This is a genomic window from Arcicella rosea, assembly GCF_040543805.1.
GTDB lineage: Bacteria > Bacteroidota > Bacteroidia > Cytophagales > Spirosomataceae > Arcicella > Arcicella rosea.
In genome coordinates, this window is sequence record NZ_JBEUMS010000016.1 from 137,706 (window position 1) to 154,560 (window position 16,855).

Here is a 16,855-nt window from a genome sequence, read left to right on the forward strand (position 1 = left end):
TATCCTAATAGGGTTAAAGTAGTACTATGCAACACAAATTACAATTAAAATATAAAAGCACCAAACGCTTTAGTTGATGATATTTCTTTGTCTAATTTCTTTCGCTGGATTTCCCTGATAAATGGTATATGCCTCCATTTGCTTTGTCATCACTGAATTAACCGATAAAACCGAATGAGATTTTGCCAATACTCCCGGACAAACAACAGATTTAGCACCAATCCAAACCCCATCTTCTAAATTAATCCCAGCTATTTTTAAATCAAAAGTTGTTTTTGAATAATCATGATTTCCGGTTAATAACATCGCTCCTTGCGAAATACAAACATGATTTCCCAAGCTCACCATTGCCAAATTATCAATCCAGACCATTTCTCCAATCCAAACGTAATCACCAATTGATAAAAACCAAGGATATTTAATCGTTACTTGGGGCTTAATCATTACTCCTTTTCCTATCTTCGCTCCAAACAATTTCAACATAAAAATCTTAAACGACACTGGGAATGGAATATTAGAATTGATTACGATAGCCCCTACAATATGCCAAATTGTTCTTTTAATAAAGCCTCCAGGTTGATACCAAGCATTATCGTACAGAGACAAATCTGTTGTTTTTTTCATTTCGTTAAATCTTTATTAAATTCCTCCTTGAAAAACTTTTCAATAGCTTTTTTGTCTCTTCCTACACGATGATATACTTCATACACCTTAGCATCTACTAAAAATCTATACCAGAAACCTTGTAAAAAATGCCAAATGAATCCTTGCTTTCCATCTAAAAACCCTAATCTGAAAATATATCGATAAAGAAAGTAAATTATCGGACGAATAAACAATGGAATTGAAGCATATTTTACTTTCAAAAATCTAGTTCTTTGCTCTTGTGAACCAAAAAAATTTGGTTCTACCGATTCAAAATTTCTGAAATTGTATTTAATATTTAATAAATCAATTACTTCTCTGATAGCGTATAAATTGTGTTTTTGCGTCCACCAGGTAAGATTATTCAAATTATGATCTACCAAATCGTTTTCTAATTGTATTGTTTTTCCAGTCGTCAAAGTAATGTGTTCATCCATCCAACTTTCTTCGCAAGCGCCTTGTCCATTTCGCCAAACTCTCAATAACCAAATGGGATAATAAGCTCCACGACGAATCCATTTGTCCATGAAAATTACTCTTCTTTTGATATACATCCCAGCAATTTCAGGTGTGATATTTCCCAATTTCTGGTTAATTTCTTTCGCTAATTCAGGCAATACATACTCATCTGCATCCATCCTCATTAACCATTTGGTATTGAAAGGATTATTCTGAATACCAAAATTAAACTGAACTGCATAATTCACCCAAGTATTCTGTACCACTTTTGCACCAAGAGATTCGGCTATTTCAACAGTTTTATCGGTAGAGCCAGAATCAATTATGAAAATTTTATCAGTAAAAAGCAACAAAGATTCTATACATCTTTTGATGTGTTTTTCTTCATTGAAAGTAAGGATGATGACGGAAATATCTTGCATTAATTCTTATTTAGCAATTTTCTTAAACTCTTCAAATAAATTCTTGGCAACTAATTCAATATCATATTTTTCTTTTACCAAAGCTTTTCCATTGTTGGCTAAAAGTTCACAATACTTTTCATCATCAAGCATTTTGGTCAATCCATTTACAATACTTTCTGGATTCAATTCTACTAAATGAGCGGCGTTACTCTCACGAATACTTTCACCAAAACCTACTCTATCTGACAATAAAGATGGAATTCCAGAAACTAAGGCTTCAAGTGTTGCAATCGAAAAACCTTCTGAATGTGATGGTAATACAAAAATATCGGCATCTGAAAAAACTGCTAATTTATCTTCGCCAACCAACATTCCTACCAATTTGATACTCTCTTGTAATGATTCTGTTTTGATAAATCTTTCTGTTTCGCTTAAATAACCATCGTCTGGACCAGCTAAAACCAAAATACAATCGGTTCTTTTAGCAAGAAGTGTTTTAAAAGCTGGCAACAATAAATCTAAGCCTTTTTTAATATTTATCCTGCTTAAAAATAATATCAGTTTTTTATCTTTTGGAATATTGTACTTTTCCTTAAAAATGCCTTTTTCTGGAAGCTTTTCAAAATTTCTCAAATTCATTCCATTTGGAACAATTTTAACATTTGGATGAGTGTGTCCTAAAAAGTTTTGTAAATCATTTTTTTCGTCAAGATTATTGATTTGAATCAATTCCGTTTTATCCAAAACACTTTTTTGAAAAAGTGTACCAAAAAGTTTTTTCTTCCAATAACCATTTGCCAAAGCCCAGCGGTCGAGCAAGCCATGAATTGTTACACATTTTGGCGTTTTTACACCTGCTAAATATGGTGCTAAACCCGCAAAATGCCAAAGCCCATGAATATGAATTACATCATATTCATTTCCATGTTTTTTTATCCAAAAAAATAGTTCTGGCGAAAATTCTGCCCAGAATTTTGCTAACCAATGTCTTTTACACACTACTATTTTAGCTCCTTCTGGCAAAGCATATAATTTTTGTCCTTCGGTAATTGGCGTTAAAATGGTTACTTCAGCACCAAGTTTTATTTGCTCAACGGCATGGTCATAAATAATTTTGGGCGGTCCGCCAATGTCCCAAGAATAAGCACAAATATTTAAAATCTTCACAGGTTTTATCATTTTGATAAATTCATCAAATACTTAGAAAGTGGCTTTTCAATCATTTTATGAATCAAAATACTTACAAGAAGAATCAAGATTCCGATAACATAATTGTAAAAAACTGTTTGAGTAGCCGACAAAGTACTTCCTAAAATTGAAGGCATTTTATTCAATAAAATTAGCATTGGAAAATGAATCAGATATAAAACATAGGAAGCATCTCCAAGTAAAATCGTAAATTTTGGTACAGTAATCGTAGCGTTTGCTTCAAGATTTAACAAAGATATTAGTATAAATCCTGAAGGAAAACCAAATACCAGTACACGTTGCCAATAATCAAAATCACTAATCTCAAAACCAAAAATAACAATGATAATAATGGCAATGATGAGCAATATGCTAGCGATTAGATTACTCAATTTGAATTGTTCGTAATACTTACAAATGATGAAGCCAAAGAAAAACTCAAGATTGTAACCACTAAAAATGAAATCATAATATTTGTTGTTGAAAGGATTTCCAACAATCATATTACATATCGAAATCAGCAAAATAGCTACAGGTATAATCCAGAGTCGTTTTGAAAGAATTAAAATGGCAAAACATACATAAAAAAACAGTTCGTAACTGAGTGTCCAAGTAACTGGATTGATGGCAAAGTGAAAAGGAATTAAAAAGTATGTTTGAAAATAAGCAGAAAATGTATGAGGATAAGCCGTACTTAAAACCTCTTTATGAAGAAAATTACTCATTAACCAGCCTAACAAAAATAGGCTTGTCATGACCAACCAATATATCGGAAATACTCTAAAAAATCGTTTTTTGAGGTATTCAAGTAAATAATCTGGTTTACCAAAGTATTGTTTGCTCGTAAAATGAATAATAAAACCACTAATGACAAAGAACAAATCGACACCAGCAAAGCCAAAACCAAAAAAATCTCCTAAAAAATCAACTGGAAAATTCTTTTTGATATAGCCACCGATATGATAAAAAACTACCACAAAAGCCGCAAAACCTCTTAAAAACTGTATTGAATTAATTACTTTTTTGGATGACATAATTTTTGATAGCCCTGAAACATTTCTTTTGCCACATTTATGGGTGAATATTCTTGGATTATTTTTTTTGAAGCCTCTCCCATTTTCACTAAATCTAGCTTTTTATCCATAAATTTCACCAATGTCTCAGCTATTTCGTTAACATTTTCTGGATTAAACGTGAATCCGTTTTCAGATTCTTTTACTAATTCGGCAGCGCAACCACATTTGTTTGAAACTGCTACTGGCAAACCACAAGCCATCGCTTCATTGACAACCAAACCCCAAGGTTCCGAAAAACTTGGTAAAACCAACACATCGCTCAATGATAAATATTGAGGAACTTGCTGCCAATTTACCCCTTCGAAAAAGAACACATTTTTTACTACTAAATCCTGAGCATATTGTTTTAAAGTAGATTTCAATTCACCATCCCCAAGAATTATTAATCCCCAATCTTCATTTTTTTGTGCTATTTTAAAGGCATCTAAAAGTCTAAATAAATTTTTAAACTCAATTAATCGACCTACAAAAATAAAATTGTGTTTGGGTAAATTCAGTGATGATTGTTTACTTACTCTTTGCTGATAATTCTCCTTATAAATTTCTTCAAGCAATTGATTATCAACACAATTTCTATTTACTAACATCTGAGAAGCCTTTGCTCCCAAAGCTAACATATACTCTTTAGATTGTTGTCCAAAATTAAAAAATCCATCAAAAAGCTTTATGATAAAAAGTGATTTAAACAACTCTTTTGAAAAGTTACGAGTATGATCACCACTTGTAGATTCATTGGAAAGTACCGTTTTTATACCTTTCAGTTTACAATACCATAGAACAATTAATGAAGCCAAATCATAGTAGCCAGTCAAGTTAACAATATCAGGACGATAGCTCTGAATTGTTCGTAAAATTCCGAGAACCCTTTGTTTCAAGCTTAAATCTTCAAGCACACCATCATGCAAAAGTTGATAGTTGTATTGATGCTTAAATACACTTGTATCATCAAATTTCAATCTACTTTTTTCAATTCTGGCTAATTGTAAAACCAAAAGCTCAAAATCTTTTTCTTGATTTGAAATTAGCTGTAATTCGTTGAAAACAATGGCTTTGTAATGAGCCCAAAGTTGATTATGAACAATTAAAACCTTCATTTTTAAGAAGTAAGAACAGGTGGCTGAACAGGTGAAAGTTCGTCTTCTGATGAATTATTTTCAGGATTTTTCTCTAAATATTTAACGCCCAAAAAACGAATAGCTACTCCAAAAATAAACCAGTAAGAAGTTCCGTATGGTTCACCTCCAGTAAAAATCCCTACAAAATAAGTCATATAAAAATAGGCTATAAAACAGGCAAAGGGATTTACTTTCCATTTTAAAGTATAAATAGCTTCTTTAAAAATCATGTAGTTGAATAATGAAAAAGAAACTATTCCGGCTACGCCTAAATCTACAAATGTTTCAATAATCGGGACATCTACATAAATAAACCTAAAACCTCCACCCAATATAAAAGCATAAGGAATTTCAGAAAAAATAAATATGATATTATCAATATTGTTTACTCTCCCCAATGCTGAATAATCTACCGTTTTTTCATCTTGTAATCCAAAGGCAGTTAATAAAGCTCTTGAAAAAGTATCTAAAAATGTATTATAATATAAATCAATAATGTCAACAATCCTTTGCTGAGTACTTATAAAGTAAATTACTCCTGCAATAAACAAGAAAATACCTATTAGGTTTAAAGGTTTGAAGATACCTCTAATAAATCCAGAAACAGACTCTCTTGTTACATTGAAGTAAAAAAACAAAGCAACAGCAAATAAAAATGCCAGCAATATTGACCTTGCTTGAGCAAGAATAATTACAATTACTGATAAGATTAAGTTCGCAAATGATAATAATTTCCAAAAAAGACTTTTTGATTTCAAGAAAAAATAAGAAGCAAAGACACCCGCAAAAGCATTCCTTGCATATACGTGAGGATTTCCACTTGCAGTAGTTGTTCCATCACCAAAAACAACCGTTGCTCTTTGACCAATAATAAACAGAGGATTTGTTGCCATTGAATAAATCAAACATATACTTCCTAAAAAAGTAAGCAAAATGGCTACAGGTAAAAAGTAATCAGCAATATCGTTCGAAACACTTAATACCAAAAAAAAGAATGCAAAAATAAAAATGAAGTTTCCTATGTCTCTTATAAATGCAGTACGGTCTCTATCATATCCAAAAAACGGGTTATAAAACAAACAAGCCAATAATGCTAGAATCAAGAAAAAGCTAGCAACCCTAAAAATAGGAATATTGGGTTTGTAGAACTTTCTAAAAATATCTGAAGGAGAAATCATTAAAATTAACCCTAAAAATAAGCTCCCTATCGTAAAAGTTGAACTTCCTCCAAAGCCTAAAACTTCTTTAAAAAAGAAAATCAATGGGTTTCCCATAAATACTATGAACAAACCAAGTGACTGAATACTATATTTAAAATTAAAGTACGCTTTCATAATTACAAAAATAACAAATTTAAGCTGTTAGTCAGCTAGTACTTTACTAAAACCTTTCTGTTCATATACCCAATACTTTGCTCCACCATCTTTATCAAATGCCTTGATTGATTTATACTTTGTCAATTGCTTAGCACTTATCAAATAATGATACTGGTTTTCCTCAAATTTCTGATAGGCTTCATCACGAACCATACAATGGCTCATCATACTACTCGTATCAAAGAAATAATAAGTATTAAATCGTTTTGAAGAATCTGTATGAATGTTTTTTAGTAAAATTTGATATTCAACATCCATTAGTTTTTCATCTTCACTAGCAAAAGCTTGCGCAATAATTGGTAAAGCATTTACTTGTTGAGTAGAATCTGATACTGGAATTTTTAATAGTTTACTTAATTTATCTACTCTGTAAGCTTCACTAATATTGGCTTGTTTTTCTCTTTCTAAACAGGCTAAATTCTTTGGAATAAATCCATCAAAATCTAGCTCTAAAGCGATTGTCTCGTTGTTATCCAAAGAATTAATCCAACTAATTGCCTCCGCCAAATTTATTTGTTCAGCAGTCATTCTTTTATTGTTATGATAGATACCATATACTGAATTAACGACTAATAGCAAGCAAAATACTGTTACCAAATATTTCTTTAAGTGTTCCTTTTGAGTTTGGATTACCCCAACAAAACCAAAACCAATTAAGATAATTGACATCATGGTTGCTGGAAAAAGATGAGAAGGATATAATTGAGCTGATTTTAACGAAGTAAATAAGAAAAACAACAAATTACCTAGATACATAAGTATGATTGTTTTGGAAGGATAAACCTTTAATAAAAACCAAGTTCCAACAATCGTACAAATTGTAAAAAATATACTCAGCGGACTCGATAGAAAGTCCAAGATAAAAGCATAATTAAAAAATGTTGGCATCGGGCTTTGGTGCATTTTGATAAAAATTACACCGAAAAAAGATTTCAATACCACAAAAGTATCTGTAAGCGCAAATGGGATAAAGGTAAATAAGGCGAATAGAATTACTAAAGAATAGTTCAAATATGTTTTAAGTGCAATTTTTTGCGCACACAAATGAATAGCCAGACTTCCAATGATAAATGGAGTAATAAATAAGAAAATTAATCGCTGAGAAACAGTTACGATAAAAAGTATAAATATCGTAGTAGCTATTTGAGGTGTAATTTTTTCTGTAAATAAAATCCTAAGAACAACATAAATAAACAAACTTCCAGAAATGGCTTCTGGTCTGATAAGTGTAATGGTCACCCAAATAGATTCAACACATACACATAACAACACCAAAATTACTTTTGTATGATTTGTCAACAAAAAATGGGATGATTTTAGAATAAAGCGAACTGTATTGAAAAGAATAATTCCAACAATGATAATTTGAGCTGCACGCTCCCAAAGAACAAATTCGTTTCGATGATTTAAGTAATAATAAGCATTGTCATCAAAAATTTTCAAAAAATCAGTAATTTGATGGAGTTCAGAAAAATGGCTCACAATCTGTGATACACACTGTATGATAAATAAGGAGTAAGCGATAAAAATACTAGGCAAACCTGCCCATTCTAAAGTTCTTGGCGTACATCCATACCAAAGGAAAACACCTGATTCACTAATAAAATGTTCGTCGGTAGTATAAGTAACTAATGGAGGAGGAGAAATTATTCCGTAATAAACACTCAACATTGAAAATAACAACAGTATTACTGTAGCGATAATCGACAGGTTTTTATAAAGGTTCATAGGATGAGTTTGCGTTATCGAAAGTATTTCCCTACAAAAAAACCGCTTAGAAAGCGAATCTAAGCGGTTTTTAATAAAAGTGATTCCATCAGGATTCGAACCTGAGACCTACTGCTTAGAAGGCAGTTGCTCTATCCAGCTGAGCTATGGAACCTAAAAAAAATGTGTTAATCTGAGACTTCTAAGAGTTGAAAATCAAGGAAATGAATTTTCAAATTCTCAAATCTTCAAACTAACACATTTAAAATGTCGGGGTGGCAGGATTCGAACCTACGACCTCTTGGTCCCAAACCAAGCGCGATACCGGGCTACGCTACACCCCGAAATATTCCCTTGCTAGAAATAATCATTACTTCTAAGCGGAGAGTGAGGGATTCGAACCCTCGGTACCCTTGTGAGGTACGGCAGTTTAGCAAACGGCTCCTTTCGGCCTCTCAGGCAACTCTCCTTAACACATTTAGTATCGCTTGTGATACTGTCGTTGTGTTTAGGTGATGCAAAGGTACGGCGATTTTTCTATTTCGCAAGCCCTCTCTCAAAAAAAAAATGAAATAATTTTAACCTTATTTGATAACATTTTCTTACAAAATTGATAATCAAAAGGTTATTATACCACTTAGAAGCCAAAAAAAAATTAATATTTTTTCAATATTTTCATTTTCCTCATCCCATTTTTATAAAAATTAGCTCTTGTGTGTAGGGGAAAACTATATTTTGTATGTCAATGTTCTATCAATAATCTTTAATAATTCTGAAAAAAATGATCAAATACCTAAAAATACTATGCTGCTCAAGCTTATTTATTTCTTGCTCTTCAATAAATATCATGAAAATGCGTCCTATTGAACAAGAAAGTATTGTTGATAATGGCAAAGAAATCGTTAAACAAGAAAATAATGAGGTAAAAATCGTAGCATCTTATGATGGACGTTATCAAAAATATATGGTTTTCGATGTTGAACTCTTTAATAATACCGACGAACCTCTTACTATTTCACCTAAAGATTTCAAAGCAATACCTCTTGATATTAATAAAAATCAATTGATTTCTGCGAATGGACAATACACTTATAGTTATGAAGCCGTTGAACCTGAAGAAGAGTTAAGTAAAGTACGCCAAGAAATGAATTATGAGGAAACGAAAATCAAAAGAGCGAAAACGGTCAATACTGTTTTATTTATAGGAGGCATTGTGGCAATGATTGCAAGTTCTTCGAATAGAAATCCAGAAAGGGCTTGGCGAAATGCGAATATAGGAGAAACAATGGTACAAGTAGCGCAAATCAAACGCATTGCAGACCATGAACATTATTATTCAAGAATGGACAAACTTAGTGGGGAACAAAATACTTGGATGAATGAAAACTTCAAAGCCACTACTTTGGCACCACATACTTCTATCCGTGGTGGTATTTTCTTAGAAGCAAATACTCAAGCAAAATACGTTCAGATAAATTATACTTCAGATAAAAGTAATATCATTTTCCTATTTGAACAATGGTTTGAGAAACGGTAAAATAATACAAAATTTAAATATTTATTAAGGTTTATTGAAACAAGTTAGCTTTCAATAAAGCTTTTTTGATTTTCAGTTAAGTGTATTTGCTTATTTTTTCCCACCTTTGCAGACTCAAAATTGAAAATCAAACGATAGCTTATTTTCAATCTATATGTTTGGCTTTCAAACAACAATGTAAAAATAATATTGCATGGAAATCTTAAAAAGTAGTCGCCTTGATTCGCTACGCTACGATATTCGTGGGCCAGTTTACGAAAAAGCACTTCAATTACAACGTGAAGGCTATAAAATTACTTCGTTAAATATTGGCAATCCGGCGACATTTGGTTTTGAAACCCCTGAAGAAATCATTCATGATATTATCATGAACATTCGCAACGCACAAGGATATGCTGATTCCAGAGGACTTTTCGCCGCCAGAAAGGCCGTTATGCAATATTATCAAAGTAGAGGAGTAAAAAATATTGAAATTGAAGATATATATATAGGTAACGGTGTAAGCGAGTTGATTTCATTAACAATGATGGCTTTGTTAAATCCTCATGATGAAATTTTGATTCCATCTCCAGATTATCCACTTTGGACAACCTCTGTGGGACTCGCTGGTGGAACACCAGTACATTATGTATGTGACGAAGCTTCTGACTGGAATCCAGACTTAAAGGATATTGAATCAAAAATCACCAAAAAAACTCGTGGAATTGTTTTAATTAACCCAAACAATCCGACTGGAGCTGTTTATGACAAGGAAATTGTAGAAGGTATTGTTAGACTTGCTGAAAAACATAAGTTGATTGTTTTTGCTGATGAGATTTACGATAAAATTCTTTATGATGGAGCCATTCATCATTCTACAGCTGGAATGTCGGAAGATACTTTAATTGTAACAATGGGTGGTATGTCAAAAAATTACCGTGCTGCTGGTTTCCGTGGTGGCTGGATGATTTTGACTGGCGCAAAACATAAAGCAAAATCGTATGTTGAAGGACTTACTTTTTTAGCTTCAATGCGTTTGTGCGCTAATGTTATTACGCAATATGGTATTCAAACAGCTTTGGGTGGCTATCAGTCGATTAACGATTTAGTCGCTCCAACTGGGCGTTTGTACAAGCAAATGCACTTAGCCCATGAAAAGCTTGTTTCAATTCCGGGTGTAACTTGTGTAAGACCAAAAGGTGCAATGTACTTATTTCCAAAGTTTGATTTAAAGCAATTTGATTTCAAAAATGATGGAGATTTCGTCTTGAGTTTATTAGAAGATCAACGTATTTTGGTTGTTGGAGGTAGAGGCTTTAACTTCAAAGAACCAGACCATTTCAGAATCGTTTTTCTTCCACATTTGGAGCAATTAGAATTGGCGATGAATAAAATCGCACTTCATTTTGATAATCATCGTAAAAAGTAAATTTAGATTTTGGGAAAGATACGTTTTGCTTACACAAGCTAAATAAGTAATCGAAACCAACAATTTTTAACATAATTTGTTATCTTCGTAAAGAGGTTAGATTTTCAAACATCTAGCCTCTTTTGTATTTATCTGACTTTCTATTTTTATCAATATTCATTCTTAAAAATAATGAACTCGAAATTTTCCATTCTTAGCTCCAAAAGAAACAAATTATTCATCTTCCTATTTGGCATTTTTTTATCAAATGCTATTGTCGCTGAAATTATTGGTGTTAAAATCTTTTCTGTAGAATCTACTTTTGGTTTTAAACCACTTCATTTACAAACCTTTTTAGGTACTTGGGATATTAACCAAACCGCTGGTGCATTAAACTGGCCATTTGTATTTATTACTTCTGATATTATTAATGAATATTTTGGGAAAAGGGGCGTTAAAAGAGTATCCTATTTAGCCGCTGGTTTTATAGCATATTGCTTTATTATTATTTATGGTGCTACGCTCCTTACTCCTGCTCCTTTTTGGTTAGAAGTAAATAAAGGCACTGATAATTTTAATATTGATTATGCTTTCGGAAAAATTTTCAGACAAGGTTTGGGAATTATTACTGGCTCATTGATAGCATTTTTGATTAGTCAACTATTAGATGCTTACATTTTCCATGCGATTAGAAAAGTAACAGATGGCAAAAAAATCTGGTTGCGTGCCACTGGTTCTACTTTAGTTTCACAATTAATTGACAGCTTTGTTGTAATCGGAATTGCATTTGTACTTTTCGGGAATTGGACAATTGATCAATGGCTTTCTACTTCATTAAACAGTTATTTGTATAAATTCTTTACGGCAATTTTATTAACGCCAATTATTTACTTGGCTCATAATTTGATTGATAAATATCTAGGAAATGATGTGACGGATAAATTACAAGTTGAAGCAGCTTCTGAAGAGTAAGTTTTAAGAAAATACATAAAAAAGCCATTAACATTCAAACTTTAAGTTTACAATGTTAATGGCTTTTTAACGTCAAAATATTGGTTTTATAAATATAACTGAACCATTTTACGCCAATACCGAGCTTTGTGAGCTTCTTCGTCCCAAACGTATAATTTATTGACAATTCCTTTTCTCCAGAGAATATCACTGAAATACTTATTGTTTTCAAGAAAAGCATCATCCTGACCAATTGCTAAAATAAACTCTACTCTTCTCAGTTCATTTAGTATATTTTCATCATTAATGTTAGGAATAAATTGAACAGGATTGTTATAATAAATATTTTCGTCATGATAGCCATCAAACAAATCCTTGAAAACACCAACTTGCCAAGTTAAATCATAACGCCCGCTCATTCCGACAACTCTTGTAAAAAACTGGGGGTATTTTGTGGCAACATTCATAGCATGATAAGCACCTAAACTACAACCCGCCGAAATCATCGTCATGTCTGGATTGATTTGTCGAGTAAAAGGCAACACTTCATTAATGATGTATTCTTCGTATTGCATGTGTCTTTGAATACGATAACTCGGCGAACTTTCAACACTGTAAAGGCTTTCAGCATCTACGCTATCAACACAAAAAATCTGTAAATAACCTGCTTCTATTTTATCTTTAATGGCATCTATCACATGCCAATCTTCATAATCATAAAAACGAGCACCACGAGTAGGAAAAAACAAAACCCTAGCTCCGGCATGACCGAAAACTAGCATTTCCATATCTTTCTGTAGATAATTACTAAACCATTTATGATATTCTCTTTTCATACTTTTCTAAAATTGTGGTTTAGAAACACTAATAAAAATTATATTTGATTTATAAGCATTACCATGTAATGTATATCGATACTCTTGATGAAAAAATGCTTTGTTAATCATACCATATATTGATTTTATTGTAAAACAAGGGTTGAAAGATGTTCAACTAGCTTAGTTTTTAGTAAATCGTGACCCAACTTATTGAAATGTAAACCATCGTTTTGATAAAATCTTGAATCAGGACGATGTTTATCATCCAAATATTGGTCATAAATATCTACAAAATGAAGTTGTTCGCCTCTACTTTTTATTTCTCTTTCAATAATCTTGTTGGTATATTTCACTTGTTCGTTCAAATACCAACGTTGTGGACTCGGTTTGATAGATATATAAGTACAATCAATCAATCCAAATCGTCTTTGAATATTTTCAAATAATTGAAAAAGAAAAAGAAAAATCTCTTCTGGATGACGATTATTACTTAAATCATTGTCGCCAGCATAAATGATTACCGAATTAATTTCTTCAAATTGAGCAAACACTCTATCAAAATACCAAGCACAAGCCGATAAAGTAGAACCTCCAAAACCTAAATTAACAGGAGAAAATTCTTGAAAATCATGATATAAACTCTCCCAAAGGGTTATTGTTGAACTTCCATAAAAAGCCGTTTTGGGTTGATATGGTAATTTCAAACGCTCTTGCTCTAATCTTTTTACTTCGTCTTCGTACCAAAACATAGCTCCAGAATTTATATAAATGCAAAAAAAACAGAATTGCTTTTCACAGTGATTAGTAAATAGTTAACAAATCGTTACGGATTTATCTCGAATTTAAATTTAAATAAAATATTGAAAATCAACTGATTAAACTAGGTAAATTCATACAAAAACCTCAGATTTTATTATTTTCCTCTTCTAAGATTATCACAAATAACCGCAGTGGCTATTCCAGCATTCAAAGATTCGGCTGCTCCGAAGCGTGGAATCGTAATTTTATCAGTCACCAAACGCTCTACTCCTTCCGAAATTCCATTGGCTTCATTTCCAATTACAATGTATCCTGCCTCAGCAAAAACAGTTTGATGAACATTAGCAGAATCCAAAAAAGTACCATAAACTTTCAGCTTGTTTTCAGCCAGAAACATCTGCAAGTCTGTATAATAAATTGCTACACGGGTAAATGAACCCATTGTTGATGAAATCACCTTTGGACTATAAAAATCAACTGTCTCTTTCGAACATACAATTTTTTTGATTCCGTACCAATCTGCCACACGAATAATTGTTCCTAAATTCCCAGGGTCTCGAATATCATCGAGGATTAATACATATTCATTTTCTTGCGCAAATATTTCTTGGTTCGCTTTCGTTTTCACAGTAGCCAAAGCCGCATTGTTTGAACTAAATGAACCAACACGTTCTAATTCAGCTTGTGTAACAATTTCTGGACGAATGGGTTGTTTCTCTAAAAGGCTTTCGTTTTCTTTGTAGAAATCATCTGTAACAAAAAGTAATTCTACTTCAAAATCAGATTGAATAAGTTCGAGCACGCTTTTTGCTCCTTCTACAATAAAAGATTGATGCTCTTGTCTAAACTTTTTTTGTTGCAGAGAATTAATGTATTTAATTTGATTTTTTGATAGCATCAGTCTAAAAATTATTGATTATTTATAAAATCTATTATCATTATTATCCTTGAAAAAAACGCTTTCCCATATCTCTTTGTTTTCGATAATCATCTATTTATCAGGATGTTCACCAAAAGTCATATTAACTGACCCTTTGTTGTATTCACAGACTTTTAAAGGGAATAAAATTGTTACCACCGAAAAACTAGAATCTTTACTTCCACAAAGACCCAACAAAAGAATACTTAAAACCCCTCTTACACTTGGACTATATTTTCACCAGCTTTTTGCTCAAAATTATCAAAATCAAAAGCTAAAATGGCAAAAAGAACTAACAAAGTTAAACGAGGATTTCGACCGTGTAGCAAATTCAATTGATAATAATTCTTTGGCTTTCTTAGAATTATCAAAAAAGAAAGAAAGTAAAGCACAAAAACTCACTAAAAAAATCAACGAAGGCAATTGGGGAATGCGCACTTTTGGCGAAGCCCCCTCTTATTTTTATGAAGAAGATGCCAAGAAAAATGTAGAAAAAGTTAAAACCTTTTTCAAAAATCATGGCTTTTTCAATTATGCTGTAAGCTATAAAGCTGATAGCCTTTTCTTCAAAAAAAGAAGTATTGCTGTTACTTATTTGGTAAACGAAGGCAATTATTATCCTTTTTATAAAACAGATTCGTTGGTTACGCCCGACAAAGCGATTTATGCTATTTTAAAGAAAAACCAACACCAAAGTCTGCTAAAAAATGGCAATCGTTTAGAAGTAGAAACTTATAATGCCGAAAAAAGTAGAATTGAAGAATTATTGAAAAACAATGGCTATTATCATTTTACAAAAGAGAACGTAAGTATCCGTATTAACGATTTGGACACCGCCATTACAAAAGGAATTGAGGCAATTACTTTTGTGCCAAATCCCGACCGTCCTCCGCAAAACCCAAATTACAACAAATCGTATTTGCTTAACAAAGTAACATTTATTTCGGATGGTACTTCACCGAATATTCCTAAGGCAAAAGTAGATACCGTAGTTTTTGGAAATATTCAGTACTTATTCGTGAATAAAAAATTCTCTGAAAAGCTATTAGATACCAAAATTGATATTCGTCCGAACGAGCCTTACAGTCTTCAAAAGGTAACTTTAACTCAAAAAAAACTGTATGGACTTGACCAATTCCAATTCACAAGAGTAAATTTTGATACAACCAAAGGTGTTTTGGACGCCACCATTTATGCTCGTCCTTTAGATAAATATCAGTTCACTGCCGAAACAGGTGGAAGTATTTATAAATTGGTTTTAGGACCTTTCTTTAATACTTCTTTCAAACTGCGTAATTTAAGAGGTAGTGCGAGTTCCTTAGAAACCAATTTCCGCTTTGGTTTTGAAGCCCAAGCTGGTTTTATTCGCCCTGATATTGTGAGTAGAAACTTAGAATTGGGTTTCAACTCTTCGATTATCATTCCAAAAATTTTAGCACCCAATTTTATCGCTCAACGATTGAATGATTTTACACCACAAACTCGTTTGGGTGGTGGAGTTGAATTTGTAGGACGACAAGAATACAACCGATTAAACTTTAAAATTAACCAGACTTATTTATGGAGACCTTCGCCAAATAAATTCTGGCAAGTTTCTTTGATTGACTTAAACTTACTTTCTACTTCGTATCCGAACAATCAGCAAGCTCGTGATTTCAAAAACTTTTTGGATAGCCTTCAACGCTATGCTGGTAACAATTTGGGGCGAAGCTTTAATAAATCGTTTGTTTCTAGCATCAGTGCTTCTTATACTTATACCGATAATCCTTATGGACAAATCACCAAAGGAAATTATTTAAGAGTACTCTTAGAATCTGGCGGAACTACCCTTAACTTTTTCCCGAAAGGCAAAATAGGTTTTGTCGCAGACGTTTTTGGTGATAGTTTACAATTCTATCGTTTCTTGAAAATTAATGCTGATTATCGGAGATACCTTGCTTTAAATCCTCAAGGCAATTCCATTTTCGTTTATAAAATCAATACGGGTTTGGCTTATGCTTATGGTACAGAACGAGGTTTGCCTTATGAAAAGAACTTCTTTGTAGGCGGACCAAACAGTTTGCGTGCTTGGAAACCAAGAGGTTTAGGCCCTGGTTCAGCTCAAGGTAATTTCGACCAACCCGGAAGTATTCTTCTCGAAGCAAGTGCAGAATATCGTTTCAAAATTTTAAGATTTTACGGAGACTATAATATCAACGGAGCATTTTTTGTAGATGCTGGTAATGTTTGGCGTTTTCAAGGACAAAATACGGAAGGGATTACTGGTAGCGATTTTCAGTTTGATAGATTTTATAAAGAAATTGCCGTCGGAACTGGATTTGGTGTTCGTGTCGATTTATCATTTTTTGTTTTGCGTTTAGATTGGGCGGTAAGAATGGTAGATCCTTCTTTACCAGAAAACAATCGTTGGGTATTATTTAAACCTAGTGAAAAACTGCCTTCTACTTATCGTAATCCATTGGTTTTAAACTTCGGAATTGGTTATCCTTTTTAATTACAACAATTTACTGACAT

14 protein-coding genes and 3 tRNA genes are annotated in these 16,855 nt (G+C 32.4%); 4 read left to right on the forward strand and 13 right to left on the reverse strand.

Features of this window, described 5'->3' with window-relative positions:
* Positions 1 to 69: 69 nt before the first annotated feature.
* The 10 genes from ABID42_RS19390 to ABID42_RS19435 all read right to left on the reverse strand — a co-directional run bounded on the left by ABID42_RS19390 (position 70) and on the right by ABID42_RS19435 (position 8,439).
* On the reverse strand, positions 70 to 624 hold the full coding sequence (locus ABID42_RS19390; protein WP_367285067.1) for a WcaF family extracellular polysaccharide biosynthesis acetyltransferase: 555 nt from the start codon (positions 622 to 624) through the stop codon (positions 70 to 72).
* Positions 621 to 1,526 carry a glycosyltransferase family 2 protein gene (locus ABID42_RS19395; RefSeq protein WP_367285068.1) on the reverse strand — a complete coding sequence of 302 codons (906 nt, stop codon included), beginning with the start codon at positions 1,524 to 1,526 and terminating at the stop codon, positions 621 to 623. Before ABID42_RS19395 ends, ABID42_RS19390 begins: the two co-directional genes overlap by 4 nt.
* A 6-nt stretch (positions 1,527 to 1,532) precedes the next feature.
* Complete coding sequence (locus ABID42_RS19400; RefSeq protein ID WP_367285069.1) at positions 1,533 to 2,687, reverse strand: glycosyltransferase; 1,155 nt, start codon at positions 2,685 to 2,687, stop codon at positions 1,533 to 1,535.
* Complete coding sequence (locus ABID42_RS19405; RefSeq protein ID WP_367285070.1) at positions 2,684 to 3,730, reverse strand: acyltransferase family protein; 1,047 nt, start codon at positions 3,728 to 3,730, stop codon at positions 2,684 to 2,686. Before ABID42_RS19405 ends, ABID42_RS19400 begins: the two co-directional genes overlap by 4 nt.
* Positions 3,712 to 4,728, reverse strand: coding sequence for a glycosyltransferase (locus ABID42_RS19410; protein WP_367285071.1), 1,017 nt, complete (start codon positions 4,726 to 4,728; stop codon positions 3,712 to 3,714). The genes ABID42_RS19405 and ABID42_RS19410 overlap by 19 nt, the downstream gene beginning before the upstream one ends.
* Positions 4,729 to 4,868: 140 nt before the next feature.
* The gene (locus ABID42_RS19415; RefSeq protein ID WP_323689123.1) at positions 4,869 to 6,161 is read right to left on the reverse strand and encodes a hypothetical protein; all 1,293 of its coding nucleotides are present in this window, start codon (positions 6,159 to 6,161) and stop codon (positions 4,869 to 4,871) included.
* Positions 6,162 to 6,248: 87 nt separating this feature from the next.
* The gene (locus ABID42_RS19420; RefSeq protein WP_367285072.1) at positions 6,249 to 7,991 is read right to left on the reverse strand and encodes a hypothetical protein; all 1,743 of its coding nucleotides are present in this window, start codon (positions 7,989 to 7,991) and stop codon (positions 6,249 to 6,251) included.
* Between the two features lie 80 nt (positions 7,992 to 8,071).
* Positions 8,072 to 8,145 (reverse strand) — tRNA-Arg (locus ABID42_RS19425).
* Positions 8,146 to 8,240: 95 nt separating this feature from the next.
* Positions 8,241 to 8,314, reverse strand: a tRNA-Pro gene (locus ABID42_RS19430).
* Between the two features lie 37 nt (positions 8,315 to 8,351).
* Positions 8,352 to 8,439, reverse strand: a tRNA-Ser gene (locus tag ABID42_RS19435).
* A gap of 378 nt (positions 8,440 to 8,817) precedes the next feature.
* Between ABID42_RS19435 and ABID42_RS19440 the strand changes: the two genes are divergently transcribed.
* The 3 genes from ABID42_RS19440 to ABID42_RS19450 all read left to right on the forward strand — a co-directional run bounded on the left by ABID42_RS19440 (position 8,818) and on the right by ABID42_RS19450 (position 11,866).
* The gene (locus ABID42_RS19440; protein ID WP_367285073.1) at positions 8,818 to 9,507 is read left to right on the forward strand and encodes a hypothetical protein; all 690 of its coding nucleotides are present in this window, start codon (positions 8,818 to 8,820) and stop codon (positions 9,505 to 9,507) included.
* A 193-nt stretch (positions 9,508 to 9,700) separates the two neighbouring features.
* Complete coding sequence (locus ABID42_RS19445; RefSeq protein WP_367285074.1) at positions 9,701 to 10,915, forward strand: pyridoxal phosphate-dependent aminotransferase; 1,215 nt, start codon at positions 9,701 to 9,703, stop codon at positions 10,913 to 10,915.
* Between the two features lie 171 nt (positions 10,916 to 11,086).
* Positions 11,087 to 11,866: a queuosine precursor transporter gene (locus ABID42_RS19450; protein ID WP_367285075.1), complete on the forward strand. Its 780-nt coding sequence runs from the start codon at positions 11,087 to 11,089 to the stop codon at positions 11,864 to 11,866.
* Positions 11,867 to 11,952: 86 nt separating this feature from the next.
* On the opposite strand, the gene ABID42_RS19455 is transcribed toward ABID42_RS19450, so the two are convergent.
* From ABID42_RS19455 to ABID42_RS19465, 3 genes are all read right to left on the reverse strand, one after another.
* Positions 11,953 to 12,681, reverse strand: a complete 729-nt coding sequence (locus tag ABID42_RS19455) for an esterase family protein (RefSeq protein WP_323325403.1) — start codon at positions 12,679 to 12,681, stop codon at positions 11,953 to 11,955.
* A gap of 125 nt (positions 12,682 to 12,806) precedes the next feature.
* Positions 12,807 to 13,412, reverse strand: coding sequence for a GDSL-type esterase/lipase family protein (locus ABID42_RS19460; RefSeq protein ID WP_323689118.1), 606 nt, complete (start codon positions 13,410 to 13,412; stop codon positions 12,807 to 12,809).
* A gap of 164 nt (positions 13,413 to 13,576) precedes the next feature.
* The gene (locus ABID42_RS19465) at positions 13,577 to 14,320 is read right to left on the reverse strand and encodes a TrmH family RNA methyltransferase (RefSeq protein ID WP_367285076.1); all 744 of its coding nucleotides are present in this window, start codon (positions 14,318 to 14,320) and stop codon (positions 13,577 to 13,579) included.
* 49 nt (positions 14,321 to 14,369) lie between these two features.
* On the opposite strand from ABID42_RS19465, the gene tamL reads away from it, so the two are divergent.
* Positions 14,370 to 16,835 carry a translocation and assembly module lipoprotein TamL gene (gene tamL / locus ABID42_RS19470; RefSeq protein ID WP_367285077.1) on the forward strand — a complete coding sequence of 822 codons (2,466 nt, stop codon included), beginning with the start codon at positions 14,370 to 14,372 and terminating at the stop codon, positions 16,833 to 16,835.
* The last annotated feature ends 20 nt before the right edge of the window (positions 16,836 to 16,855 follow it).